Here is a 22,035-nt window from a genome sequence, read left to right as displayed (position 1 = left end):
TGTCGTCACAGGTCGGCCAGCTTTCGGCGGCGGACCAGGATGATGAAGAACGGGGCGCCGAGGACCGCTGTGACGATGCCGACCTGGAGTTCGCCGGGCAGCGCGACGACGCGGCCGATCACGTCCGAGCCGAGCAGCAGGACCGGCGCCAGCACAGCGGAGTACGGAAGGATCCAGCGGTAGTCCGGTCCGGTCACCAGACGGGCCACGTGCGGGATCGTCAGGCCGACGAATCCGATCGGGCCGGCCGCCGCGGTCGCCGCACCACAGAGCAGTACGACGACCACCGCGACGAACGCCCGCGCCAGCCCCACCCGCTGACCGAGCGACTTGGCCACGTCGTCCCCCAGCGACAACGCGTTCAGGACCCGGCCGCAGAAGAGCGAAAGCACGATCCCGACCAGGATGAACGGCGCCACCTGCTTGGCGATGTCCGGACCGCGGCCGGCGAACGACCCCACCGACCAGAACCGGAACTGGTCGAACGTGTCGACATCACCGATCAGCAGCGCCGTGGTCAGCGACCCGAGCATCGCGGTCAACGCAGCGCCGGCCAGCGCGAGCTTCACCGGTGTGGCGCCCTCCCGGCCGAGCGACCCGAGCAGATAGACGGCCACCGACGCCGCGGCGGCTCCCACGAAGGCGAGCCAGACGTACGACGTCAGCGAGGACAGCCCGAACCAGTAGATGCCGCCGACAACGAACAGGGCGGCGCCACCGTTCACGCCGAGGATGCCCGGATCGGCGAGCGGGTTCCTGGTCACGCCCTGCATCAGCGCACCGGACAGACCGAGCGCGGCGCCGACCAGCAGACCGATGAGCGTCCGGGGTACGCGCAGTGATCGGACGATCACGTGGTCGGTGTTCGACTCGTTGTAGTGGCGCAAGGCATCGATGACGGTCGGCAGCGGGATCTGCTTGGACCCGATCGCAACGCTGAGCAGGCACACCAGGACCAGCAGGATCACGCTGATCACCAGTCCGGCGATGAGTGTGGTCCGCCGGGCACGCCTCGGGCGCGACGCAACGGCGGTGTCCGGACTGGCTTCGACCACGGCACTGGGCGGGGGCATTGGACTTTCGGGATCCTCTTAGGTAAGGCTAACCTCTAGACGCCTCAGAATAACCCGGCCGTCCACGGGTCCGCATCTGAGTCTCCCCTGCCAGAGGTTACGGAGAAAACCCAGCATGACGACCGTGCTCGAGCGACCGATCGTTTTCGACTCGCTGCTGGCCACCGTGGCAGCCGTGGACGACCTGAGCCCGCACCTGCGCCGAGTGACCTTCGTCGCACCGCGGATCGCGGAGGCAGTCAGTGCCGGCCCGGACCAGCGCATCAAGGTGCTGCTGGCCCCGCCGGACGGTGGCGACATCCGGTTGCCCTCCGGCCCCGAGTGGTACGCGGACTGGTGCGCACAACCCGTCGAAGAGCGTTTCATCATGCGGACGTACACCGTGCGCGCTATCCGGCCCGAGGTGGCTGAACTGGACGTGGAGTTCGTCCTGCACGGTGTGAACGGCCCTGCGTCGGCCTGGGTGAGTGAAGCGAAGCTGGGCGACCAGGTGGGGCTGCTGGTGCCGTTCGCGGTCGACAAGACCAGTACGAAGGGCCTGCTGCACTCCGGTGTCGACTACATTCCACCAACCACCAGCATCCGCCGGGTACTCGTCGCGGACGAGACAGCGCTTCCTGCGCTCGCGGGGATCCTGGAGGAGCTTCCTGCTGCGGTACATGCGACCGTGTTCGTCGCCGTACCCGACGCAGCCGACATACGGCCCCTGGCCGGCTCTGCTGATGTCACGTGGGTCACTGAGGGTTCACTGCTGGAGGCACTGAAGTCAGCAGCCCTGCCGTTCGACGTTGACTACGCATGGGTCGCCGGTGAGTCGTCGATCATCAAAGAGGTCCGTCGGCACCTGGTGAACGCCGTGGGGATGCCGAAGTCCGCCATCTCCTTCCAGGGCTACTGGAAGCGCGGCGAAGCACACTGCTAACCCGTTGCGTCCGAAGAACTGTGGCTTGGAGACCCCGGATCTTCGGACGCAACGAGTCGGTCAGGACGGGTTCTCTGCGTGGGTGAGGGTTTCCCAGGCTACGAACAGGTTGTTCGAGCCGGCCGGACGCCGGGACTCGGTGAGCGCCTGAGTGTTCGTCATCGCGATGCCGAGGCGGGTGTGCAGTGCGTTGAAGCCCACCTCGGTGATCGGCCCGAGGCCGCGTTTGAGCGTGCCCTTGCACAGCCAGGACGGCACCGGCTCCAGGTTCCGTTCCCACTTCGACTGGAACCCGAGTGCCTGCCGGAGCCGCTCACCGAACTCGGGGTACATGTCGATGCCCTGGATCCGTGCGGTCTCCAGCACGTGTGAGATCGACGAGATGCCGTAGCCGGTGTGGGTGAAGTCGCGACAGGTCTCCTGAGTCAGACCCGTCACGAACGTCCCCTGCCCCTGCCAGTAGCTGACGATCTTGTCGCGGGTGTTGAGGTTCTGGCTCGGCACGGTCTTCGGCAGGGCGCCGTCCGACTCCAGATACACGTACGCCGGTACGCGCAGCCGGTACAAGGCGATCGCCTTGTCGTAGATCGTCTTGTCCTCGAGGAACACGCCGATGCCCTGGAGGGCCTCGATCATGCTCAGCTCCCAGTTCCCGTTGGAGTTCGAGCCGTTGATCATCTCCGGTACGTAGACGTTGCGGAGCATCGTGGCGAACCGCCCCGAGTTCGGCCAGTTGCCGTACTCGTACTTGATGATCTCCGCGGCCTTCGGCCAGGACGACGCGGACCAGGCGGTCTGCAGCGGCGCGTTGCTGTTGGTGTGGTCCCTGATGGTCGCCGACCACGCGTCCATCAGCTGGATCGACTTCTGCGCGTAACGGTCGTCGCGGGTGAGGTACCAGAGCAGGGCGTCGGTGTACGCCGCGATGGCGTCCTCACGCTCGTCGGTGCAGCCGTAGTTGGGGTTCGAGTACGAGCCGCACTCCACGATCGCGCGCGGTTTCGGCGTCCGGGAGAGCGACGCGTACGAACTGTTCTTCGCCTGGTTGAACGCGTCGGTCCACGGCTGCGCGCCGGCCTGGACCTTGGACCGGACGAAGTCGAGTTGCGGCTGACTGACACCCACACCGGGGTGCGCGAACGTGGCGGGTGCGTCGACGGCTTGCGATGCAGCTACTGCTGGACTGCTTAGGGTCCCGGCGACCAGCGCTGCGCAGGCGGCGGCCAGGACGAAGGGCATCTTTCGCATGGGCGGTGTCCTGTCTTCGGGGGCGGTAGGACAGCGGTTTCCAACGCAGTTTCACGACCCCCAGTGACCACGGTCAAGCCCCCGCCGGTACCGGAACTTCGCTGGAACAACCACCCGCGCTGTCCCATGCCCCATGGAACAAAACGCGTTTCTGTCCCACTAGTGCCCGAGCTGGCTCGTGATCCGCTCGACGACAACACTCGTCGCGTACCGCGTCGTACCGGCGGGCTCCACGTCCGTCCAGCTGCCGGTGTACTTGCGGGCGATCGCCTGCTCCAGCGCGAACTCCGGATCCGGCACCAGGTCGTCGATCCGCCCGCGCAGTTCGATGTAGTACGTCGGGCGCGCCGGGTTCACGATCACCACCGAGATCGCCGGATTGCGCCGCAGATTGCGGAGCTTCTGCCGCCCGTCGACCAGGCTGATGCGCACCCGCTCGCCGTCCCACAGGAACCACAGGGGCGTGACCTGCGGCTCGCCGTGCCTGCCGATCGTCCCTACCATCGCGACCGCCGTCGACGACAACAGCTCATGGAACTCTGCCGGGATCTCCACGACGCTGGACGATAGCCGCGACCGGGCTCAGTGCAGGGCGAGTTCCGGGGTGCGGACGCCGGCGGCGTCCAGGAGGGCGGCGGCGGTGACGGCGCCGATGCCTCCGAGAGGCTGGGCACGGACGACCGCGCGGGCGTTGGCGCCGTCGAAGATCATCGTCAGCTGGACCGCCAGCGTGGACGGATCCTCGGCGCCGGCCGCCAGCAGCTCGCGGTGGAAGAAGTCCGTGAGCTGCTGCTTGAAGTGCCGCGCCACGACGGAACCCGGGTGCTCCGGGTTCTTCAGCTCGACCGCCGTGCTCACGTACGGACAACCCAGGTAATTGCCTGCCGCAACGAGCGCGTCCTGCCGGTCGAACACGGTCAGGATCCGCTCCCGCGGCGACCGGTCGTCCTCGACACCCGGCCGGAGCATCGTCTGGTACGCCGGGCCGCGGCTCGCGAGGCTCTCCGCGATCAGCTCGTCCTTGGACCGGAACAGCTGGTACATCGATTTCTTCGACACCCCGGCCGCCTTGCAGAGCGCGTCCACTCCGATGTTGACGCCGTCGCGGTAGAAGAGTTCGCCCGCGGCGTCCAGGAGCCGCTCGCGGGGTGTCGCCGAGGTGGTCATGCCTTCGAGGGTACCGGCTGGATTTGAAAACAGAAACCGATCGGTTTACGGTTCTGGAAACAGATCAGTTTCTATCGAGGAGTTTCCTGATGACCACACTCGAAGGCGCCGTTGTCCTGGTCACCGGCGGGCAGCGCGGGATCGGCCGCGCGATCGTCGACGACCTGCTCACCCGTGGCGTGACGAAGGTCTATGCGACCGCCCGCGACCCGAAGCCGAGCAGCGACCCGCGCGTCGTGCCGCTGCCGCTCGAGGTCACCGACCAGGCGTCGATCGACGCGCTCGCCGCGGCCGCGCCCGATGTCACGGTGCTGATCAACAACGCCGGCGCGAGCTCGCCGGACACCTACCTGGACAGCTCGATCGAGGACGTCCGCGCGGTCTTCGACGCGAACTTCTTCGGCCCGCTGCAGCTCACCCGGGCGTTCGTCCCGATCATCGAGCGCAACGGCGGCGGCCACGTCCTGAACGCGCACTCGGCGCTGTCCTGGGTCGCCCGGCACGGCGCATACTCCGCCACCAAGGCCGCGTTCTGGCTGCAGACCAACGCGATCCGGCTCGAGCTGCTGAACCGCGGCATCGGCGTCACCGGCCTGCACATGGGGTACGTCGACACCGACATGGTGACGGCCGTGACCGCGCCGAAGTCCCGCCCCGAGGACATTGCAAAGGCCGCACTGGACGGCATCGAGACCGGCGCGCACGAGGTCCTCGCCGACGACACCGCCCGCGGCGCGAAGGCAGCCGTGTCAGGCGACCTCGTGGGCCTCTACCCCGAGCTAGCCGGCTGAGACGTACACGTCGCGATCGCGGGTGTACTCCATGGCACCCGCGATCCCGTCCGCGACGTCGGCGCCGAGTTCGCGCTCGACGACGTACAGGGCCAGGTCGATCCCCGACGTGACGCCGCCCGCGGCGATCAGCGTGCCGTCATCCACGACGCGGTTGGTCTTGAGGTCGGCGCCGAACGCTTCCAGTTCGGCCCAGGCCCCGCGGTTGGTCGTGGTCGGCCGGCCCTTCACCAGGCCGGCCTCGGCGAGCAGCATCGAGCCGGTGCAGACCGAGCCGATCCACTGCAACGACGGCGCCAGCGCCGCGATCCGCGCTGTCATCACACCCCGCCGCGCCTCCACCCAGGCACCCTTGTCCGCCCGGTTCATCCACCCACCACCCGGTACGAACAGCGCATCCGGCTGCCCCAGCCCCTCCGGCGCCTTGAACTGCAGGCCGTGCAGCCCAGTCACCTCTGCCGGCCCGTCCAGCGCAACCAGCGCCAGCTCGAACCCCGGCCGCCGCGACGCGTGGCTCCAGACCTCGAACGGCCCCATCACATCCATCTCGTCCACACCGTCGAACACCAGCATCTCGATCCGCATAACTCCACCCAACCGATCCGCCCGCTCCCAAGCCAGTGGCCAGAAAGCCGGTATTCACCAAGATCTGGCCACAGGCTCAGGCCAGTACGTCGGTGGCCTTGTGGGTGCGGTCGACGCCCTCGACGAAGATCACCACGCCGTCGGAGTTCTCGGTCCGGAGCGCGAGGATCTCCCGGTAGTCCGGCGAGTCGTACCAGTCCCGCAGGTGGTCGTAGTCGGGGAACTCGATGACGATCGGCGACCCTTCCCAGTTGCCTTCGATCTGTTCCGCGGTCGCGCCGTGCACGATGAAGTGACCGTCGTACGGCGCCAGCGTCTCGTCGATCCGTTCCAGGTACTCGACGATCGCGGCACCCATCCGGACGCTGCGCAGGTTGGCGATCGCGTAGGCCTTCATTTTCTGTCCCATGGCTTCAGCTTCGGGCACGGGCTGAATTCGCACGATTACCTCTGAGGTCATCAGGACGCCTTGGTCTGCCGGGGACGTACCGTAGATGGCATGTCAGTCACAGGGGGACCGCCTTCCACCCACGAGGAGGAGGTGGAGGAGCGGGTCGGGCCGTACCGGTTGATCCGGAGGCTCGGACAGGGCGGCATGGGCGTCGTGTACCTGGCCGAAGGTCCCGAGCACCAAGAGGTTGCGTTGAAGGTCCTGCGGCCACACGTGGCGCACGACCCGATCGCGCGGGCTCGGCTGCAGCGCGAGGCAACCACGCTGCAGAAGGTCAACCACCCTGGTGTGGCCGGCATCCTCGACCACGACCTGGAAGCCGAACAGCCCTACCTGGTGACCCGCTTCATCCCTGGCCGGCCGCTGGACGAGCAGGTGGACGAGCGTGGTCCGTTGACCCCGCGTAAGTGGCTCCCGCTGGCCGGCTGTCTGGCTGAGTCGCTGCAGGCGATCCACGCCGCCGGGGTGATCCACCGCGACCTCAAACCCGGCAACGTGATGATGTGCAACGGCAAGCCGGTGATGATCGACTTCGGCATCGCACAGGCCGCCGACGACCTGCGGCTCACCCAGACCGGTCTCGTGATCGGTACGCCGGGTTATCTGGCGCCGGAGCTCATCGAGGGCGAGATGGTGTCGCAGTCCGCCGACTGGTGGGGCTGGGCCGCCACTGCGGCATTCGCTGCGACCGGACGCCGCCCGTTCGGCAAGGGACCGTTCGAGGCCGTGCTGGCGCGCGTGCACTCCGGTCAGGCCGACCTGGACGGGCTGGACCCACGACTGAAGTCGCTGCTCGCTGCCGCGCTCTCCCCTGACAAGGCCAACCGGCCGACGCAGGAAGAGATCATGACCGGCCTCAGCCGGTACGCGGAGGGGCGCGACGCACTCCCGCCCCGGGACGTGCCCGCTGTCGATGCGACAGTGGCCGCAGTACCGCCGACCAGGCTCGTGACGAAGCTGATGCCGACCGAGGAGCCGCGGCCCGGCCCGACTCCGACGCAGGTGGCCGCGCTGGTTCCGCCGGTGATTCCGCCGCTGTCGGCGTTCACGCCGATCCGGGACAAGATCCGGGACGCGAGGAAGCCGGTCGCCGAGGTGCCGCCGCCCGGTTACGGCCCTGGGCAGTACGCCCCGGAGCAGTACGCTCCCGGCCCGTACGGCCCCGACCCGTACGCGCCTGCTCCGTACGCACCGCCGTACCAGCAGTCACCGCAGCCGATGCCTGGGCAATCGCCCCAGCCGACGCCTGGGCAATCTACTCAACCCGTGCAGCCCGCTCAGCCTGCCAAGTCGCCGCCGACAGGTCGTCGTAGTGCCGTCATTGTCGGCTTCATGCTGGCGCTGGCCGGGCTGATCGCCTTCACCCCAGGACTCGGCTCAGTGGTCGCGATCATCCTGCTCGTGCTGGCCCGAACGGTCGATCGGTCGAGTACGGCCCTGATGCGTCGCCGGCAGGTCCGTGGCCGGTCCGGCAAGTCGGACGGGGTCGTGGCCGCCGCAGCAAGCCCGCTGCAGCTCGCCATGGCTGCGCTGATCACGGTGCCGTGTCTGATCCTGCCGCTGCTCACTGCGATCGTTGTCGGCGGAGTCGTCACCGGTCTGGCCGCCACGGCGTACGACCTGAACTGGCCGCCGCTGTCTGCGGTCGGCTTCGGTAGCGCGGCCCTGACCGCACTCTTCTTCAGCTGGTGGGGACCGGGCGGCAGCTCACTGCGCCGCGGCGCGCACATCACGGCCCGCAACACGTTCCGGGCGCACTGGGTCTCCGGACTGGTCGCGGTGGTGCTGCTCGCGATCGGCGCGCTCACGTTCTACCTGGCGACCCAGGGCGAAGGCGCCGGCTGGGCTCGGCAGCCGATCGAGACGCCGAACATCCAGCGGCCGACGCTCGGCGACCTGCGGAACGCGCCGTTCATCCGCGACCTCCCCGTCATCGGCAACTGACAACGGGGAGGCCGGGCGGGCCTTCAGGCGTTCAGGCCTTCAGCGGCTCAGGCGTTCAGGCGTTCAGAGCTGGACGATCTGGCTGCGCTCGGGGCCGACGCCGATCGCCGAGATCCGTGCCCCGCTGAGCGATTCGACGGCGCGCACGTAGGTCTGCGCCTCCTTCGGCAGGTCGTCGAAGCTCCGGCAGCCGGTGATGTCGTCCGACCAGCCGTCGAACTCCTCGTAGATCGGGGTCGCGTGGTGGAAATCGGTCTGGGTCATCGGCATCTCGTCGTGCCGAACGCCATTCACGTCGTACGCGACGCAGACCGGGATCCGCTCGCGACCGGTGAGCGTGTCGAGCTTGGTCAGCACGAAGTCGGAGACGCCGTTCACGCGAGCGGCGTACCGGGCAATCACCGAGTCGTACCAGCCACAGCGCCGCGGCCGACCCGTGGTGACGCCGAACTCGGCGCCCTGTGCCCGCAGCCACTCGCCGTCCGCGTCCAGCAGCTCGGTCGGGAACGGACCCTCACCGACGCGCGTGGTGTACGCCTTCACGACGGCCATCACGCGGTCGATCCGGGTCGGCGGGATGCCGGTGCCCGTGCAGGCGCCGGCCGAGATCGCGTTCGAGGAGGTGACGAACGGATAGGTGCCGTGATCAACGTCGAGCAGTGTCGCCTGACCTGCCTCCATCAGGACCGTCTTGCCTTCGTCGAGCGCCTGGTTCAGCAGCAGGCCGGTGTCCGCGACCATCGGCTTCAGGCGGTCGGCGTACCCGAGGAGCTCGTCGAGGACCTCACGGATCTCCACCGCGCGCCGGTTGTACACCTTCACCAGGAGCTGGTTCTTCTGCTCCAGCGCGCCGGTGACCTTCTGCTCGAGGATCTTCTCGTCGTACAGGTCCTGGATGCGGATGCCGATCCGGTTCATCTTGTCGGCGTACGTCGGACCGATGCCGCGCCCCGTCGTACCGATCTTGCGGCTGCCGAGGAACCGCTCGGTGACCTTGTCGAGGGTCCGGTTGTACGGCGGGATCACATGCGCGCTCGCACTGACCAGCAGCCGCGACGTGTCCACCCCACGCGCTTCCAGCGCATCGAGCTCCTCGAACAGCACGCTGAGGTCGACCACGACCCCGTTGCCGATCACCGGCGTCACACCCGGTGTGAGGATGCCGCTCGGGAGCAGGTGCAGCGCGTACTTCTCGGATCCGATCACGACCGTGTGGCCGGCGTTGTTGCCGCCGTTGAACTTCACCACGTAGTCGATGACCTCGCCCGTGTTGCCGAGCAGATCGGTCGCCTTACCCTTGCCCTCATCGCCCCACTGGGCGCCGACGAGCACGATTGCGGGCATCTCAGCCCTCCTCTTCACGCACCAACCTCACACCCCGTGGCGGCCGGTGCTGGAAACGGTGAAGCCCGGAGACGTTCACCGGACATTCATCCGGCAACGCATCCAGGCTCTTGCGGCCAAAGCCTACCGGACCAGGAGGCTCCAGTTTCGGGCCTGTCCACAAGCCTCGAACTTCACTGTTGCCTCAACTGACGGGTTGCCATTTAGCGTGATCACGTGCACACTCTTAGTCAGCGGCCCGCCGAAACTGCCGCAGGGGACGGTTCCGGCGGGCCGCTTCCTTATGTCCGGGCCTTCTCGACCGGCCCTACTCGCCGCCGGCCGCTCCGGACGCGAGCCACTCGTTGACCCGCCGCTCGGCCTCCTCGCGGGACACGTCCTCGACCCGGGTCATGATCGCCCAGCGGTGCCCGAACGGGTCGATCACGGTGCCGAACCGGTCCCCGGTCAGGAACGTCTGCACCTCCTCGACCGACTTCGCACCGGCCTCGATCGCCTTCGCGTACGTGGTGTCCACGTCCGGCACGTAGTGCACCAGCGACGAGTGCACCCACTCACCGGTCGGTGCCCGCAGCCCGATCTGCGGCATCTCGTCACTGATCTGCAGCATCGAGTTGCCGAACTTCAGCTCGGCATGCGCGACCCGCCCGTCCGGCATGTCCTGCCGGCTGATCACCTCGGCACCGAAGACCTCCCGGTAGAACTCGATCGCCTTCGGTCCGTCCGCGACGGCCAGGTACGGGGTCAGGGAGTGATAACCGTCGGGGACGGGGTTTACCTTGTTCGTCATGCGCCCAGTCAACGCGCCGGGTGCCTTGCCGGTCTTGGAAGAAAGCGACAGGGAGCCGTGACCCAGCCAGCCGACAGCGAGAGAGGCATCCTGCACCCGCGCGAGCAGGCGCGGCACCGTTCGTTGCACCGGCTCACGCCGGGGCCGGACGCCGGGCGGTTCGTGGAGTGGTACTGGATCGTCGAGTGGGACCTCGACGAGCCTTACACGGCCGAGGTGCTGCCGTTCCCGTCGGTGAACGTGACGTTCGAGCAGCCCGGCGGCGCCTTCGTGAACGGCGTCTGCACACGGAAGTTCGAGCGCGAGCTGTCCGGGCGCGGGCGGGCGTTCGGGGTGAAGTTCTGGGCCGGTGGGTTCGGCGCGATCACCGGCCTGGACGTGGGCTCGTTCCGCGACCAGGTGCTGCCGCTGACCGCGGTGTTCGCGGACGGCGACCGGCTGACGGACCTGATGTTCGAGGCCGAGTCCGACGTCCGGCGGCGTGCCGTGTTCGAGGCCTTCCTGCATGACCACCTGGCCCCGCCCGACCCCTCGTACGAGCTGGTCCGGGAGATCGTCGGCGCGATGGCCGCCGACCGCACAATGGCCCGCGTCGACGACGTCACCGAACGCTTCGACGTACCGATCCGCACTCTGCAACGGTTGTTCCGCCGGTACGTCGGCGTGGGCCCGAAGTGGGTGCTCCGCCGTTACCGGCTGCACGACGGCGCCGAGCTCCTCGCCCAGGGCGAAGTAGCCGAGCTCGCCGAACTCTCCGCCTCCCTCGGCTACTTCGACCAGGCCCACTTCTCCAACGAGTTCAAACAGCAAATCGGCCTGACCCCAGCCGAGTACTTGGCCCGCGCCGCAGCCGAACGCCAAATCACCTACCGCTGAGCCGACGTCCGAGGACGCAGTCAGGGCCACATCTTGGTGATCCGGCCTCCAGCGTGCACGTGCCAGAAGCCGACCGACACCCGCCTGCTCGCGGCAAGCATCGCTCGCTCGGCGTCCAGGAAACGCCGGGCCATCTCGTCCAGCCCCAGGTTGCCCGAGGCAAGACAGAAGAGATGACCGGCGTCCAGGGCACTCAACTCGTGCTCTCGATAACGGATTCGCTTGTCTTTGGTGAGCAGCAGCCAGCCACGCGAGCAACCTTCTGAAATCCACTCCTCGTCTGGGATTTGGGATGCGTCTTCCTGGTAGAAGTCTGCAATCAGATGAATAATCCAGCCCAGTTCGCGGAGCCGAGCGGCAGATGCCTTACCGAGACTGCGGTCGAAGAAGTACTCAGGCTGCTTGGCGGAGCACATCTTCGACTACATCCGCGGGCAGGTCGTACTCATCCGCAACGACGCTGATCGGTTCCCCGGTTCGCCACAACGACACCAGGGCATCGACAGGAACTTTGCTCTTCGCCAGCACCGGCGCGCCCCACCCAAAGCTCGGGTCAATGACGACTTCAGCCCCGGCTGGGTACTGCGGGAGACGTAGGCGCGCCGGGTTCCCATCCGCATCCCAGCTGATGTACGTCAAGTACTCGATGATGACCTCGGGGATCGCCATCTGGGCATCCCGGGCATGGATGACCGATTCGTCCGCCACCTGGACGAAGAGACCAACTCCATCGGTCGCGATCCGCTCTCGTGCCAGCGCGTACGGATCCCGGAACTCGGAACGGACCAGATCCGCAGCACGCCGAATGTCAGGCATCGAGAAGCCCAGCTCACGAAGAGTTCGCAGTACGAAGGCCTCGACGACGCCGACAAACGGCACTCTGGGCCAACCGCGTCGCTCCGGTCGAACAGCGTGCACCAGCGACGGCCGCGAACCATCGGCGAGCCACGCATCCAGGGTCGACTCGGGCATCTTGAGGGTTCTTGCTGCCTCGCGTGCAGTGAGCAGCGGTGTCTTGTAGATGTCCGTCATTGACCTTCTCCCCTCTGAGCCGTGACCGACGTCGCACTGCGACGGTGTGTGATGAAGTCTCGCAGACCGCGCCGACAAAACCCGCCACGGCTCGTCGCAGCTTCCATCACCTACCGCTGAGCTTGACTGTCAGGGCCATTAGCAGGGCTGCTGTTGCGGCTGCGAGAGCTACAGCGAAGCCGTATTGCGGGCTGTGTCTGTCGACGATCCAGCCGGCGAAGGCGGAGCCGAGCGCTATGCCTGCAGCGCCGCCTGAGTTCAGCCAGGTGAACGCCTGGGTCAGTACGGCGGAGTCGACCGTTGACTCGGTCAGTACGGCGGACAGTGTCTGGAACGGCGCGATCGCGAGGCCCGGCAGCGTCAACGCGAGAGCTGCCGTCAACGGTGTGTGTACTGCGATCAAAGGCACGCAGCTGACGGCAAGCCAGACGAAAGCGATCACGAACTGCGTCTCCGGAGCAGTCCGCCAACGCCTGGTCCCGTACGCGAAGCCTGCGATCAGACTGACCAGACTGGTGATGCTGTAGAGCGGTCCGGCGAGGCCTGGCGTGCCTCTGGAGACGGCGAAGGCCGTGACCGACACCTGCATGCTGCCGAAGAACAGGCCGATGCCGACGTTCGTACCGACCAGGCCGGCGAATCGCTTGTGCAGCAGGCGTTTCGAGCCACCGTGCTGACCGGGGGCGGTCGGTGGTGGGGCCGTACTGCGTTGTGCTGCCAACAGGAGGCCGCCAGACAGCAGGAGCCCCGTTGCGAGCGCGGAGCCCAGTGCAGGAGAGCCGGACGAGCTGACGATGCCGACCAGCCCCGGCCCGACCATGAAAGCCACGCCGACACTTAGTGCCTCAAGTGCAAACGCCGACGACAGCAGCGGCGTGTCACGCAACGCATGGGACCAGCGGGCTCCTGTCTGCGCACCGATCTGCGGCAATGAGGCGCCTGCCAGGACGCCTGTTGCGATGAGCGCCGGCAGCGGCGCACCTGTCGCCGCGAGGCCGATGAGCAGCATGACCGCGGCCGCGTGCACGAGCAAGGTGATCGGCAGCATCCGGGTCTGACCGAAACGGTCGATGAGCCGTGCGACCTGTGGCCCGGCGACCGCCTCGGCGACCGCGAAGCCGCCGGTGACGCTGCCGGCCGCGGCGTACGAGCCGGTCGAGCCGTGCACGAGCCAGACGATGCCGAGGCCCGTCATGGCGATCCCGATCTTGGCCGGGGCCGCCGCGAAATAGAACTTCCAGGCGCCCGGAGTACGCAGTACAGCTGCGTAGGTGGGCGCGCCGATCCGTCCGGTGAGAGCCGGCACGGTGTGACCTTCCGCTGCCCGGAGGGGCGGGGACCTGACCGTGGGCGTCCAGCTTCGCCGGTCTGTCCGTCCGCCTAGAACCGTCCATGTTCGGCAAGTAGCGGGGACGCTCGCCGCCTGCCGGCACTGTCAACGGGCAGAAACCTCTAGTGGTTCAGGTTGACCGGAACATCATACCGTCCTCGAGCACCGGCACCGCTGAGCTCGTGTCGACCTCGGCCGCGATCGCCACATCGTCCGCGAAGCCGTACTGCGTCAGCTCCCGACCGCCGGCACACTCGTGCAGGTACGTCGGCAGGTCGTCGCTGATGGCCTCGTACGCCGCCACGGCCGCCCGCGCTTCCGGGGAGAGACGATCGCTGCCGAGCGCGCTGAGGAACCCACCCGCGCCCCAGAGGTCCTCGACCGCCGGTCGGAGCGAGCCGTCGGGCCAGCGCTCTCCGGCAGCGATCGCGACCACCTTCGACTGGGTGCTCCGCAACTGCTCCCCGACCCAGTCCGCCGCGGCCAACCGATTACGCAACGACACCGCGATCACAGTCGCACCGCTGTCACTCAACTGCTTCGCAATCGTCGAGCCGTTGGGTGACGGCAGCACCAATCTGGTGATTCCGGTCACTCGCCGGATCGACACCGGCGACAGACTGACCTCACCGGGCCCGGCCGCGGAGCGTCCGACCGCGAGCGTCGCGCCGCACTGCTCGGCGTAGGCAACGGCCGTCTCGTCACGCCATCGGTACGGGTAGACGTCGATGCCGCGATCGGCCGCGACGGTCACCGCCGTGGTGAACGACAGGACGTCGACGACCGCGACGATGTCACCGGCAACGACCTCCGCGCCGACCGGTCCCCAGTCGAACCCGGCACTGAACCCGTCCTGCGCATAGGGGCTGGTCACCCGGCAGATCATTCCGCCGGGAAACCAGTCCCACAAGGAGGTTTCAGCTCAGCGCGTCGGCGGCCGCGGGCGAGGAGTCGCGCAGGAACGTGGCGCAGCGTTCGGCCTCGTCCTTCTCCTCGATGAGCGCCGCCGCCTTGCCCAGTGCGGCCAGGGCACGCAGGAAGCCGCGGTTCGGCTCGTGCTCCCACGGGACGGGGCCGTGGCCCTTCCAGCCGTTCCGCCGGAGCAGGTCCAGGGCGCGGTGGTAGCCGGTCCGCGCGTACGCGTAGCCCTCGACCGTACGGCCGCCCGCGAGCGCGTCTTCGGCGAGCACGGCCCAGGCGAGCGAGGACGTAGGATACTTCGCCGCGACCTCGACCGCAGCAACTCCGTCGGCGAGTTCCGCCGCGGCCGGGTCGACCGGTAGTAGTGTCTCGGGTGGACCGGACAGCAGATTGTTCAATTCCATAAGCACATCTTCGCCGATCACGCAGCCGTACCGGCACGTGACCGTCTGACGAAATCCGTTGACCGTTCACCCGGCGGCCACGGATGCTTGAGACCCTGCGTCAACCGCCGTGGTTCCCAGCTACGGCCGGAAGGAGGCACCGGATGAGCGTCATAGTCCTGAATGCGTCGTACGAACCGCTGCACACCGTATCGATCCAGCACGCCATCCGGATGCTGGTTCGTGAGGTCGCAGTGGTCGAAGAGGCGCACGGAGAGCGAACCATCGGCCCTTTTCCGGTCCCCCGCGTCCTCCGTCTGGTCCGCTACGTCGTGACGCACTGGCGCTACGCGGCCGGCCGGATGAAGTACAGCAAGCACGGCGTCCTCCGGCGGGACAAGTTCCGGTGTGCGTACTGCGGCCTGGAGAACGCTGACACCATGGACCACGTCCAACCCAGATCCCGGGGCGGACGCACCGAGTGGCTGAACGCCGTCGCCGCCCATGCCTCCTGTAACGAGCGGAAGGGCAACCGCACTCCGTCCGAGGCCGACATGCCCCTCCTCTGGCAACCCTGGGTACCAACTCGCGCCGAGCTCGTCATAGACAGATGACGGGCCTTTTTTATGCCCGTTTCCAGGAGCCACCGGCTGTCCTCCGGGCGCAGCGTCGAGATCGCCACCGCCACTGACCTTGTCGACCTCGACGTGGGCGGCTGGCCCGAGTTCATGCGCCACAACCGCGTCTCCGAGGCGTACTTCGCCCGAACCCTCGAGACGTTCCCGGCGACCTGCCTGACGGCAACCTGCGACGGCCGGCCGATCGCCGACGCCCAAGCCGTCCAGTTCTCCCGCGGCAACCGGCCGGCCTTTCCGGCCGGCGGCTGGGAGCAGGCAGTCGTGTGGGCCTTCTCGGACGCCCACCGCGGCATCGAGCCGGACACCGCCTGCGCCCTGAACATCAGCGTGTCCCGGGAGTTCCAGGGCGACGGCGTTGCAGCGCTCGTACTCGGCGCGCTCCGCGAGGCCGCCGCCGACCTCGGTCTGGCAGCACTCGATGCGCCCGTTCGCCCGACCCACAAACACCTCGAACCTGCCCTCTCGATGTCCGAGTACGCCACGCGCACCCGCCCCGACGGCCTTCCCGCCGATCCTTGGATCCGCACCCACGTCCGAGCCGGCGGCCGAGTTGCCGGTGTCGCGCCGGCGTCCTGGGTGGTCGCGGGCTCGCTTGCCGAGTGGCAGTCCTGGACCGGCCTTCCGTTCGACCGCAGTGGCCCGGTCGAGGTCCCCGGCGCGCTGGTGCCGGTGGACTGCGACGTCGCGGCTGGACGGGCCGTGTATGTGGAGCCGAACGTCTGGGTGCGGCACAAGTTCTCCACAGATTGAAAAACGTCGGTCGGGAGCGGGTCGAAACGCGGCAAGTTCTTGGGCATGAATCCTCAACTTGCCGTGATGGCGTCGATCCGTGGTGGCGTGTTCACCCGGGCCGACGCACGTGCCTGCGGGTACGCCGACGTTGACATCGACACCTTGCTGGACTCGGGCCGCTGGCGCCGGATCCGGCGCGGGACGTATGCCGCCCATCGATCGCTCATGCTCGTCACCGACGAGGTCCTGCACCTGCGGCAGATCTACCGGGTCCTGCGCAGGAGCGGGCCCGGGGTGTTCGCCAGCCACCAGTCCGCTGCGGCCCTGCATGCCTTACCTGTCTGGGGTCTCGACCTCACGCGTGTGCATGTGACCGCCGCGGACGGCCGATCCGGCCGGTTGCGCGGCGTGCACCGCCACATCCGCGACCCAGTCGGCCCGGGCCTGCAACTGTGGAACACGCTGCACATGGTCTCGCCGGCCCGCGCGATCGCGGAGGTGGCTGCGACCGCACCGGCCGCGCCCGCGGTGGTGCTCGCCGACGCGGCGATGTTCACCGGCGCGGTCGACCGACGTGCGCTCAAACACGCGGTCGCGATCCTTGACCACGGCAACAAGCGGGCGTCCAAGATCCTCGGACAACTGACCGGCGCGGCCTCGATCGCGGAGTCGCGTCTGCGCCACATCCTCAGCACGGAAGGGCTCCCGGCGCCCAGCCAGTCGCCGCCTCCGGATCTCGATCCGCCGGATCCCGAGGACCAGCCGGCCGAGGGCTTGTGGTTCCCCGAGGAACGCACAATTGTCGAGTTCGAGCCGCGTTTCCCCTTCGGCAGCGAGGATTCCGAGCCCGGTACGGACGACCCGATCGCCGAGTCGTCGATCTCCGACGGCCCTCGACCGGTCGAGCACTGCTGGATCCCGTGGACCGACCTCGACGACCCCGCGACCGTGGCCGACCGCATCCGAACCACGTTCGCCCGAGCCGCCCGCCGGACCGGACTCCGGCATTTCGACCTCGCCCGGGTCCGCTGACCTACCCGTTGCCCTTCAACGCGGTGGCGAACAGCTGAACGACCTTCTCCAACGCGTAGCCGACCGAAAGGACTGTATCCGTGGCCAATGCAGAGCTGATGGTCTTGTCGTCGAAGACTGAACAGGCCCGCCCCAGGAAGTTCCCCGGAGCAGGCCTGTTCGATGGACTGCTTGCGCCCGTCAGGCGCGGAAGGTCAGGCGTTCAGCGAGGTACCGGTCGAGCGCAGGCTCTCGCAGGCCTCGCCGACACGGTTCGCCATGCCCTGCTCGGCCGCCTTGCCCCAGGCGCGCGGGTCGTAGGCCTTCTTGTTGCCGACCTCGCCGTCCACCTTCAGCACGCCGTCGTAGTTGGTGAACATGTGCGCGGCCGCCGGCCGGGTGAACGCGTACTGGGTGTCGGTGTCGACGTTCATCTTGATGACGCCGTGGTCGACCGCCGCGCGGATCTCCTCCAGCGTGGAGCCGGAGCCGCCGTGGAACACCAGGTCGAACGGGCGCTCCTTGCCGACCTTGGCGCCGACCTGGTCCTGGATCTCGCCCAGGATCTCCGGCCGCAGCTTGACCGCACCCGGCTTGTAGACGCCGTGCACGTTGCCGAAGGTGAGCGCGGTCAGGTAGCGGCCATTGTCACCGGTGCCGAGCGCCTCGACCGTGGCCAGGCCGTCCTCGACCGTGGTGTAGAGCTTCTCGTTGATCTCGTTGGCGACACCGTCCTCCTCGCCACCGACGACGCCGACCTCGATCTCCAGGACGATCCGGGCCGCGGCCGCTTTGGCCAGCAGGTCCTTGGCGATCTCCAGGTTCTCGGTCAGCGGGACCGCGGAGCCGTCCCACATGTGCGACTGGAACAGCGGGTTCTCGCCGCGGGCGACGCGCTCGGCGGAGATCTCCAGCAGCGGCCGGACGAAGCCGTCCAGCTTGTCCTTCGGGCAGTGGTCGGTGTGCAGCGCGATGTTCACCGAGTAGTTCTTGGCGACCTCGTGCGCGTAGGCCGCCAGCGCGACCGAGCCGGTGACCATGTTCTTGACGGTCGACCCGGACAGGTACTCGGCGCCACCGGTGGAGACCTGGACGATGCCGTCCGAGCCGGCCTCGGCGAAGCCGCGGATCGCAGCGATCAGCGTCTGCGAGGAGCTGACGTTGATGGCCGGGTAGGCGAAGCGGTTCTGCTTGGCCTTGTCCAGCATCTCGGCGTAGACCTCAGGGGTTGCAATAGGCATGTCTCGCGGTACTCCTCACAACACAGTTCTTGTGGGTTCGGCTCCAGTATTGCCGTCCGGCACTTCGTCGTGACCGGCGGCCCACCTGCCGAACCGGCCCGGTGGCCGGGGAGCGATCAGCAGGGATGCAGACCAGTTGGTGAACAGGACCGATCCAGTTCGTTGCGGCCGGATGTCCTCCGGGTGCGGAGGCCGCCGCCGGGCCGGCCGGTCCTGCGGGATGGATCAGGCGGACCCGGTTCGCGGGCCGCGCGGAGTCAGGGCCATGTGCAGCCGGTAGCGGTCGGCGCGGTACGCCGACCAGGACAGCTCGACGACCTTGCGGCCGGCGAACGTGGTGCGCTCGAGGACCAGCAGGGGTGCCCGCCGGGCCACGCCGAGCACCCGGGCGACATGACCGTCGGCGTTGTCCGCCCGGACGGTCTGTTCGCCGGAGGTGACGACGACGTCGTACTCGCTCGCGAAGACGTCGTACAGGGTGCCGAGCTCACGGCCGAGCAGGCCGGGGAAGAGCGCGGACGGGTAGTAGCCGACCTCGTAGGCCATCGGCGACGCGTCGGCGGTGCGGAGCCGTTCGACCCGGATCACCTTGGTGCCCTTCGCGACGCGAAGGCCCTTGGCGGTCTCGTCGGACGCCTCGATCTCGCTGGCCGACAGCACCACGGTCCCCGGCTCGAGCCCGCGGGCCCGCATCTCCCGGGAGAACGAGGTGAGGTGCAGTTGCGAGTCGACCTGAGGACCGGTGACGAACGTCCCCTTGCCGTGCACCCGCTCCAGGGCGCCGGACTCGACCAGGTCGCTGATCGCCTGCCGGACGGTCACCCGGGAGACGTTCAGCTTGTCCACCAGGGCACGCTCGGAGGGGATCGGGTCCCCCGGATGCAGCTCGACGTCGATCAGCCGTTCCAGCACCGATCGGACCTGGGCCCGCTTGGTCGCCACCATGGAATCTCGATCCTCCAGACCTGGGCGGATCTCGGGGGTGCCCCGGAGCGCCGCTCACTGCTATCGTGCGCAGCATACCTGTTAAGACCAGATAGGACCAGTGATCGCAGTGGTGTCTGTCCCCACCCAGGAAACCCGGATGGCGGCCGAGATCGCCGAGCAGCCGGCCGCGCTCGCCGCCACGTTCGAGCATGTTCTGCCGCTGCGGCACGACGTCACCCGGCTGGCCGCCGGGCGCCGGAACGTGATCTTCGTGGCCCGCGGATCCTCCGACAACGCCGGCGTCTACGGGCGGTACCTGACCGAGATCCACGCCGGCCGGCAGGCGTCCCTGGCCGCCCCGTCGGTGGCCACGCTGTACGGCGCCAACCTCGACCTCTCGAACTCGCTGGTCGTCGCGGTCAGCCAGTCGGGCGCAACCCAGGAGATAGTCGACACGGCCGAGTGGGCGAAGCGGAACGGTGCCGCGATCGTCGGTATCACGAACGACGGCAACAGCCCGCTCGCATCGACGGCCGACGTCGCCCTGATCACCCAGGCCGGTCACGAGCTCGCTGTGCCGGCCACCAAGACGTACACGACCCAGCTGGCCGCGATCACCGTCGCGGTGGACGCACTGGCGCCGCGGCCGGGGATGCTGGACGCGGACATCGCCTGGGTTCCGGACGCCGCGACCAAGATGCTGTCCGGATCGGTCGAGGCGGCGGCGGACCTGCTGGCGGGCGCGCACGACGTTCTCGCGAGCGGACGTGGGCTGACGTTCGGCACCACCCTCGAGGTGGCGCTGAAGCTCGAGGAGACCTGCCTGCAGCCGGTGCGCGGACTCTCGTACGCCGACCTGAAGCACGGCCCGATCGCGGTCGTCGACTCCGACCTGGTGACGATCCTGGTGACCGCGGGCGAGGGCCCCGCGCTGCCCGGCATGATCGAGCTGGCCGGCATCGTCCGCGAGAAGGGCAGCAAGATCCTCGGCATCGGCGGCGACTCGACGTTCGCGTCCCGCTGCGACGTGAACCTGGCCGGTCCGGACCTGCCCGAGACCTTGGCGCCGCTCGCCCTGGTCATCCCGGCTCAGCGCGCGATCGAGCTCCTGGCCCGCAAGCTCGGCCTCGACCCGGACGCTCCCCGCGGCCTCCGGAAGGTCACTCAAACCGACTGAATCAAAGTGCTCACTGGGTGAGCACTTTGGGTGGCAGCGTGGTGGTCGTCAACCGGGACGACCTGAGAGAGGACCACCACGATGCTGCGAGGACTTGCGACCGTCAGCTTCTACGCCGCCGATGTGAAGGCTGCACGGGACTGGTACGAGAAGTTGCTGGGGATCGAGGCGTACTACGCCGTGCCCAGCGCGGAGGAGCCCGCGTACGTCGAGTTCCGGTTCGGCGACTTCCAGTGCGAGCTGGGGATCATCGACGCCAAGTACGCGACACACCTGGTCGGGCCGACTCCTGCTGGGGCGATCGTGCACTGGCACGTGGACGATCTGGAGGCCACGCTCGCGCGGCTGGTCGACCTCGGCGCGACAGTCAACGAGGCGATCGTCGAGCGCGGCAACAACACCGGCTTCCGGACGGCGTCGGTGGTCGACCCGTTCGGCAACCTGATCGGCATCATGACCAACCCTCACTACCTACAGGTTCTGCAGGACCTCACGCCCTAGAAGTCGATGCGCATGACGGCTCGGCGAGGGCTGGGGCGGCACGCTTCCGTGAAGCCCGCTTCGGTGAAGGTGGCGGGGGTGCCTACAGAACCGCCGTCGACGAAGTCCGGGTAGCCCTCAATCGCCTGGGCGCCACGTTCGCGGGCGAAGTCGACAGCGGCACCGGCCAGGGCGCGGCTGATGCCTCGGCGACGGTAGCCGGCGCGCGTGACGAAGCAGGTCAGCGACCACACCGTGGGGTCGGTCTTGTCCTCGTCGCGGCCCAGCCACGGCACCCGATAGTCGCGCAGCAGGCGCGCGTGATCGGCGCGCGGTGCGACCGCACACCAGCCGACAGGTTCGCCGTCGAGGTACGCGATCAGACCTGTCGTCGACGGAGCCTTTGGGTTACCGCAGGCGGTTTGCTCACGGAGCCGGGCGGCGAGTTCCTCGGGGCCTTCCGAGGCCCACGACTCCTTCGGCAGCATCCGGAACCGCTGGCACGAGCAGCGCGCCGGGTCGCCGGTCGCGAAGACGGCCTGCAGTTCCTCGACGGAGGCCTCGTTCGCCGGGACGATCTTGAGTTGCTCTGGGGTGACGGGCTCCCGCGAGCCTTTCGGGCGAACGACAGGCTGGCGCTGGATCGGCTGCCGCACCTGGCGCGGCATCGCGTCGAACGAGAGCTCGACCTCCACTGTGTCGCCCGCGTCCAGGCCGGCGGGTTTGCGTACCGCGTCCTTCAACGGGAGCAGGTAGCCGTCGTCCTTGGGGAACAGCGACGTCTTCCACTCCGTGGTACCGATCCGGGCGCGGATCGGGAGCATGCCCCAGCCGTAACTGGCGGCTGCGGCGACCGTCCGCAGGGCGTCCGCATCCTCGTCCGGTACGGGAACGAAGTAGTACGGCGCCGGACCGCGCCACTCGATGATCTCCCCGCTGAACGTCTGGTCCATGAGCCGATGCTAGGCCCGG

The 22,035-nt window shown here is 68.2% G+C and carries 25 protein-coding genes; 9 read left to right on the top strand and 16 right to left on the bottom strand.

Annotated features, from left to right (window positions below; all coding sequences use genetic code 11):
• Window positions 1-5 precede the first annotated feature (5 nt).
• Window positions 6-1,073 carry a FecCD family ABC transporter permease gene (locus ACGFI6_RS12575; RefSeq protein ID WP_393117781.1) on the bottom strand — a complete coding sequence of 356 codons (1,068 nt, stop codon included), beginning with the start codon at window positions 1,071-1,073 and terminating at the stop codon, window positions 6-8.
• Window positions 1,074-1,188: 115 nt separating this feature from the next.
• Here ACGFI6_RS12575 and ACGFI6_RS12570 point away from each other — a divergent pair, with 115 nt between their 5' ends.
• On the top strand, window positions 1,189-1,995 hold the full coding sequence (locus tag ACGFI6_RS12570) for a siderophore-interacting protein (RefSeq protein ID WP_393117779.1): 807 nt from the start codon (window positions 1,189-1,191) through the stop codon (window positions 1,993-1,995).
• A 60-nt stretch (window positions 1,996-2,055) separates the two neighbouring features.
• Here the strand turns inward: ACGFI6_RS12570 and ACGFI6_RS12565 are convergent, their stop codons facing one another.
• The 3 genes from ACGFI6_RS12565 to ACGFI6_RS12555 all read right to left on the bottom strand — a co-directional run bounded on the left by ACGFI6_RS12565 (window position 2,056) and on the right by ACGFI6_RS12555 (window position 4,410).
• The gene (locus tag ACGFI6_RS12565; RefSeq protein ID WP_393117777.1) at window positions 2,056-3,243 is read right to left on the bottom strand and encodes an alginate lyase family protein; all 1,188 of its coding nucleotides are present in this window, start codon (window positions 3,241-3,243) and stop codon (window positions 2,056-2,058) included.
• Window positions 3,244-3,402: 159 nt separating this feature from the next.
• A complete protein-coding gene (locus tag ACGFI6_RS12560; protein WP_393117775.1) occupies window positions 3,403-3,798 on the bottom strand; it encodes a PPOX class F420-dependent oxidoreductase in 396 nt (131 codons plus the stop codon).
• 27 nt (window positions 3,799-3,825) lie between these two features.
• Complete coding sequence (locus tag ACGFI6_RS12555; RefSeq protein ID WP_393117773.1) at window positions 3,826-4,410, bottom strand: TetR/AcrR family transcriptional regulator; 585 nt, start codon at window positions 4,408-4,410, stop codon at window positions 3,826-3,828.
• An 89-nt stretch (window positions 4,411-4,499) separates the two neighbouring features.
• On the opposite strand from ACGFI6_RS12555, the gene ACGFI6_RS12550 reads away from it, so the two are divergent.
• Window positions 4,500-5,201, top strand: a complete 702-nt coding sequence (locus tag ACGFI6_RS12550; protein ID WP_393117771.1) for an SDR family oxidoreductase — start codon at window positions 4,500-4,502, stop codon at window positions 5,199-5,201.
• On the opposite strand, the gene ACGFI6_RS12545 is transcribed toward ACGFI6_RS12550, so the two are convergent.
• Both ACGFI6_RS12545 and ACGFI6_RS12540 read right to left on the bottom strand, forming a co-directional pair.
• Complete coding sequence (locus ACGFI6_RS12545; RefSeq protein WP_393117769.1) at window positions 5,190-5,786, bottom strand: DJ-1/PfpI family protein; 597 nt, start codon at window positions 5,784-5,786, stop codon at window positions 5,190-5,192. The two genes, ACGFI6_RS12550 and ACGFI6_RS12545, sit on opposite strands and share 12 nt — an antisense overlap.
• Before the next feature lie 76 nt (window positions 5,787-5,862).
• Window positions 5,863-6,195 (bottom strand): DUF1330 domain-containing protein, encoded by a 333-nt coding sequence (locus tag ACGFI6_RS12540; protein ID WP_393117767.1) that lies wholly within the window; start codon window positions 6,193-6,195, stop codon window positions 5,863-5,865.
• A gap of 90 nt (window positions 6,196-6,285) precedes the next feature.
• Between ACGFI6_RS12540 and ACGFI6_RS12535 the strand changes: the two genes are divergently transcribed.
• Window positions 6,286-8,181 (top strand): protein kinase, encoded by a 1,896-nt coding sequence (locus ACGFI6_RS12535; RefSeq protein WP_393117765.1) that lies wholly within the window; start codon window positions 6,286-6,288, stop codon window positions 8,179-8,181.
• A gap of 63 nt (window positions 8,182-8,244) precedes the next feature.
• Here the strand turns inward: ACGFI6_RS12535 and ACGFI6_RS12530 are convergent, their stop codons facing one another.
• Both ACGFI6_RS12530 and ACGFI6_RS12525 read right to left on the bottom strand, forming a co-directional pair.
• A complete protein-coding gene (locus ACGFI6_RS12530; RefSeq protein ID WP_393117763.1) occupies window positions 8,245-9,525 on the bottom strand; it encodes an adenylosuccinate synthase in 1,281 nt (426 codons plus the stop codon).
• A gap of 307 nt (window positions 9,526-9,832) precedes the next feature.
• On the bottom strand, window positions 9,833-10,315 hold the full coding sequence (locus ACGFI6_RS12525) for a VOC family protein (RefSeq protein ID WP_393117762.1): 483 nt from the start codon (window positions 10,313-10,315) through the stop codon (window positions 9,833-9,835).
• 57 nt (window positions 10,316-10,372) lie between these two features.
• Here ACGFI6_RS12525 and ACGFI6_RS12520 point away from each other — a divergent pair, with 57 nt between their 5' ends.
• On the top strand, window positions 10,373-11,191 hold the full coding sequence (locus ACGFI6_RS12520; protein WP_393117760.1) for a DUF6597 domain-containing transcriptional factor: 819 nt from the start codon (window positions 10,373-10,375) through the stop codon (window positions 11,189-11,191).
• Between the two features lie 20 nt (window positions 11,192-11,211).
• Here the strand turns inward: ACGFI6_RS12520 and ACGFI6_RS12515 are convergent, their stop codons facing one another.
• From ACGFI6_RS12515 to ACGFI6_RS12495, 5 genes are all read right to left on the bottom strand, one after another.
• Window positions 11,212-11,607, bottom strand: coding sequence for a hypothetical protein (locus tag ACGFI6_RS12515; RefSeq protein WP_393117758.1), 396 nt, complete (start codon window positions 11,605-11,607; stop codon window positions 11,212-11,214).
• Window positions 11,585-12,223: a DUF433 domain-containing protein gene (locus ACGFI6_RS12510; protein WP_393117756.1), complete on the bottom strand. Its 639-nt coding sequence runs from the start codon at window positions 12,221-12,223 to the stop codon at window positions 11,585-11,587. Before ACGFI6_RS12510 ends, ACGFI6_RS12515 begins: the two co-directional genes overlap by 23 nt.
• A 106-nt stretch (window positions 12,224-12,329) precedes the next feature.
• A complete protein-coding gene (locus tag ACGFI6_RS12505; RefSeq protein ID WP_393117754.1) occupies window positions 12,330-13,529 on the bottom strand; it encodes an MFS transporter in 1,200 nt (399 codons plus the stop codon).
• Window positions 13,530-13,683: 154 nt separating this feature from the next.
• Window positions 13,684-14,427 (bottom strand): 2-phosphosulfolactate phosphatase, encoded by a 744-nt coding sequence (locus ACGFI6_RS12500; RefSeq protein ID WP_393117753.1) that lies wholly within the window; start codon window positions 14,425-14,427, stop codon window positions 13,684-13,686.
• 43 nt (window positions 14,428-14,470) lie between these two features.
• On the bottom strand, window positions 14,471-14,878 hold the full coding sequence (locus ACGFI6_RS12495; protein WP_393117751.1) for a DUF3151 domain-containing protein: 408 nt from the start codon (window positions 14,876-14,878) through the stop codon (window positions 14,471-14,473).
• Window positions 14,879-15,021: 143 nt separating this feature from the next.
• Between ACGFI6_RS12495 and ACGFI6_RS12490 the strand changes: the two genes are divergently transcribed.
• Genes ACGFI6_RS12490 through ACGFI6_RS12480 form a run of 3 tightly spaced genes read left to right on the top strand, consistent with a single transcriptional unit; the run spans window position 15,022 to window position 17,259 of the window.
• The gene (locus tag ACGFI6_RS12490; RefSeq protein ID WP_130442568.1) at window positions 15,022-15,471 is read left to right on the top strand and encodes an HNH endonuclease; all 450 of its coding nucleotides are present in this window, start codon (window positions 15,022-15,024) and stop codon (window positions 15,469-15,471) included.
• A 12-nt stretch (window positions 15,472-15,483) separates the two neighbouring features.
• The gene (locus ACGFI6_RS12485; protein ID WP_393117749.1) at window positions 15,484-16,245 is read left to right on the top strand and encodes an N-acetyltransferase; all 762 of its coding nucleotides are present in this window, start codon (window positions 15,484-15,486) and stop codon (window positions 16,243-16,245) included.
• A 45-nt stretch (window positions 16,246-16,290) separates the two neighbouring features.
• Window positions 16,291-17,259 carry a type IV toxin-antitoxin system AbiEi family antitoxin domain-containing protein gene (locus ACGFI6_RS12480; RefSeq protein WP_393117747.1) on the top strand — a complete coding sequence of 323 codons (969 nt, stop codon included), beginning with the start codon at window positions 16,291-16,293 and terminating at the stop codon, window positions 17,257-17,259.
• 194 nt (window positions 17,260-17,453) lie between these two features.
• Here ACGFI6_RS12480 and fbaA read toward each other — a convergent pair whose 3' ends face one another.
• Both fbaA and ACGFI6_RS12470 read right to left on the bottom strand, forming a co-directional pair.
• Window positions 17,454-18,479, bottom strand: a complete 1,026-nt coding sequence (fbaA, locus tag ACGFI6_RS12475) for a class II fructose-bisphosphate aldolase (RefSeq protein ID WP_393117745.1) — start codon at window positions 18,477-18,479, stop codon at window positions 17,454-17,456.
• 225 nt (window positions 18,480-18,704) lie between these two features.
• Entirely contained in the window at window positions 18,705-19,424 is a 720-nt protein-coding gene (locus tag ACGFI6_RS12470) for a GntR family transcriptional regulator (RefSeq protein ID WP_130388014.1), read from the bottom strand.
• A 139-nt stretch (window positions 19,425-19,563) separates the two neighbouring features.
• Here ACGFI6_RS12470 and ACGFI6_RS12465 point away from each other — a divergent pair, with 139 nt between their 5' ends.
• Window positions 19,564-20,583, top strand: a complete 1,020-nt coding sequence (locus ACGFI6_RS12465) for an SIS domain-containing protein (protein WP_393117743.1) — start codon at window positions 19,564-19,566, stop codon at window positions 20,581-20,583.
• Window positions 20,584-20,664: 81 nt separating this feature from the next.
• On the top strand, window positions 20,665-21,084 hold the full coding sequence (locus tag ACGFI6_RS12460; RefSeq protein WP_393117741.1) for a VOC family protein: 420 nt from the start codon (window positions 20,665-20,667) through the stop codon (window positions 21,082-21,084).
• On the opposite strand, the gene ACGFI6_RS12455 is transcribed toward ACGFI6_RS12460, so the two are convergent.
• Window positions 21,081-22,016, bottom strand: coding sequence for a GNAT family N-acetyltransferase (locus tag ACGFI6_RS12455; protein ID WP_393117739.1), 936 nt, complete (start codon window positions 22,014-22,016; stop codon window positions 21,081-21,083). The genes ACGFI6_RS12460 and ACGFI6_RS12455 overlap by 4 nt on opposite strands.
• Window positions 22,017-22,035 lie beyond the last annotated feature (19 nt).

Source organism: Kribbella sp. NPDC048928, from assembly GCF_043197975.1.
Classification (GTDB): Bacteria; Actinomycetota; Actinomycetes; order Propionibacteriales; family Kribbellaceae; genus Kribbella.
The sequence above is the reverse complement of the archived record's forward strand: the minus strand, read 5'-3'. Positions and strand labels throughout refer to the sequence as shown.

What these genes read in the sequence shown, in the direction of transcription:
- ACGFI6_RS12510 (WP_393117756.1), bottom strand. Translation starts at nt 12,223, where the DNA reads ATGACGGACATCTACAAGACACCGCTGCTCACTGCACGCGAGGCAGCA.
- ACGFI6_RS12535 (WP_393117765.1), top strand. Translation starts at nt 6,286, where the DNA reads ATGTCAGTCACAGGGGGACCGCCTTCCACCCACGAGGAGGAGGTGGAG.
- fbaA (WP_393117745.1), bottom strand. Translation starts at nt 18,479, where the DNA reads ATGCCTATTGCAACCCCTGAGGTCTACGCCGAGATGCTGGACAAGGCC.
- ACGFI6_RS12460 (WP_393117741.1), top strand. Translation starts at nt 20,665, where the DNA reads ATGCTGCGAGGACTTGCGACCGTCAGCTTCTACGCCGCCGATGTGAAG.
- ACGFI6_RS12455 (WP_393117739.1), bottom strand. Translation starts at nt 22,016, where the DNA reads ATGGACCAGACGTTCAGCGGGGAGATCATCGAGTGGCGCGGTCCGGCG.
- ACGFI6_RS12545 (WP_393117769.1), bottom strand. Translation starts at nt 5,786, where the DNA reads ATGCGGATCGAGATGCTGGTGTTCGACGGTGTGGACGAGATGGATGTG.
- ACGFI6_RS12515 (WP_393117758.1), bottom strand. Translation starts at nt 11,607, where the DNA reads ATGTGCTCCGCCAAGCAGCCTGAGTACTTCTTCGACCGCAGTCTCGGT.
- ACGFI6_RS12480 (WP_393117747.1), top strand. Translation starts at nt 16,291, where the DNA reads ATGAATCCTCAACTTGCCGTGATGGCGTCGATCCGTGGTGGCGTGTTC.
- ACGFI6_RS12570 (WP_393117779.1), top strand. Translation starts at nt 1,189, where the DNA reads ATGACGACCGTGCTCGAGCGACCGATCGTTTTCGACTCGCTGCTGGCC.
- ACGFI6_RS12465 (WP_393117743.1), top strand. Translation starts at nt 19,564, where the DNA reads ATGGCGGCCGAGATCGCCGAGCAGCCGGCCGCGCTCGCCGCCACGTTC.
- ACGFI6_RS12495 (WP_393117751.1), bottom strand. Translation starts at nt 14,878, where the DNA reads ATGGAATTGAACAATCTGCTGTCCGGTCCACCCGAGACACTACTACCG.
- ACGFI6_RS12550 (WP_393117771.1), top strand. Translation starts at nt 4,500, where the DNA reads ATGACCACACTCGAAGGCGCCGTTGTCCTGGTCACCGGCGGGCAGCGC.
- ACGFI6_RS12555 (WP_393117773.1), bottom strand. Translation starts at nt 4,410, where the DNA reads ATGACCACCTCGGCGACACCCCGCGAGCGGCTCCTGGACGCCGCGGGC.
- ACGFI6_RS12485 (WP_393117749.1), top strand. Translation starts at nt 15,484, where the DNA reads ATGCCCGTTTCCAGGAGCCACCGGCTGTCCTCCGGGCGCAGCGTCGAG.
- ACGFI6_RS12490 (WP_130442568.1), top strand. Translation starts at nt 15,022, where the DNA reads ATGAGCGTCATAGTCCTGAATGCGTCGTACGAACCGCTGCACACCGTA.
- ACGFI6_RS12470 (WP_130388014.1), bottom strand. Translation starts at nt 19,424, where the DNA reads ATGGTGGCGACCAAGCGGGCCCAGGTCCGATCGGTGCTGGAACGGCTG.
- ACGFI6_RS12540 (WP_393117767.1), bottom strand. Translation starts at nt 6,195, where the DNA reads ATGGGACAGAAAATGAAGGCCTACGCGATCGCCAACCTGCGCAGCGTC.
- ACGFI6_RS12525 (WP_393117762.1), bottom strand. Translation starts at nt 10,315, where the DNA reads ATGACGAACAAGGTAAACCCCGTCCCCGACGGTTATCACTCCCTGACC.
- ACGFI6_RS12565 (WP_393117777.1), bottom strand. Translation starts at nt 3,243, where the DNA reads ATGCGAAAGATGCCCTTCGTCCTGGCCGCCGCCTGCGCAGCGCTGGTC.
- ACGFI6_RS12575 (WP_393117781.1), bottom strand. Translation starts at nt 1,073, where the DNA reads ATGCCCCCGCCCAGTGCCGTGGTCGAAGCCAGTCCGGACACCGCCGTT.
- ACGFI6_RS12530 (WP_393117763.1), bottom strand. Translation starts at nt 9,525, where the DNA reads ATGCCCGCAATCGTGCTCGTCGGCGCCCAGTGGGGCGATGAGGGCAAG.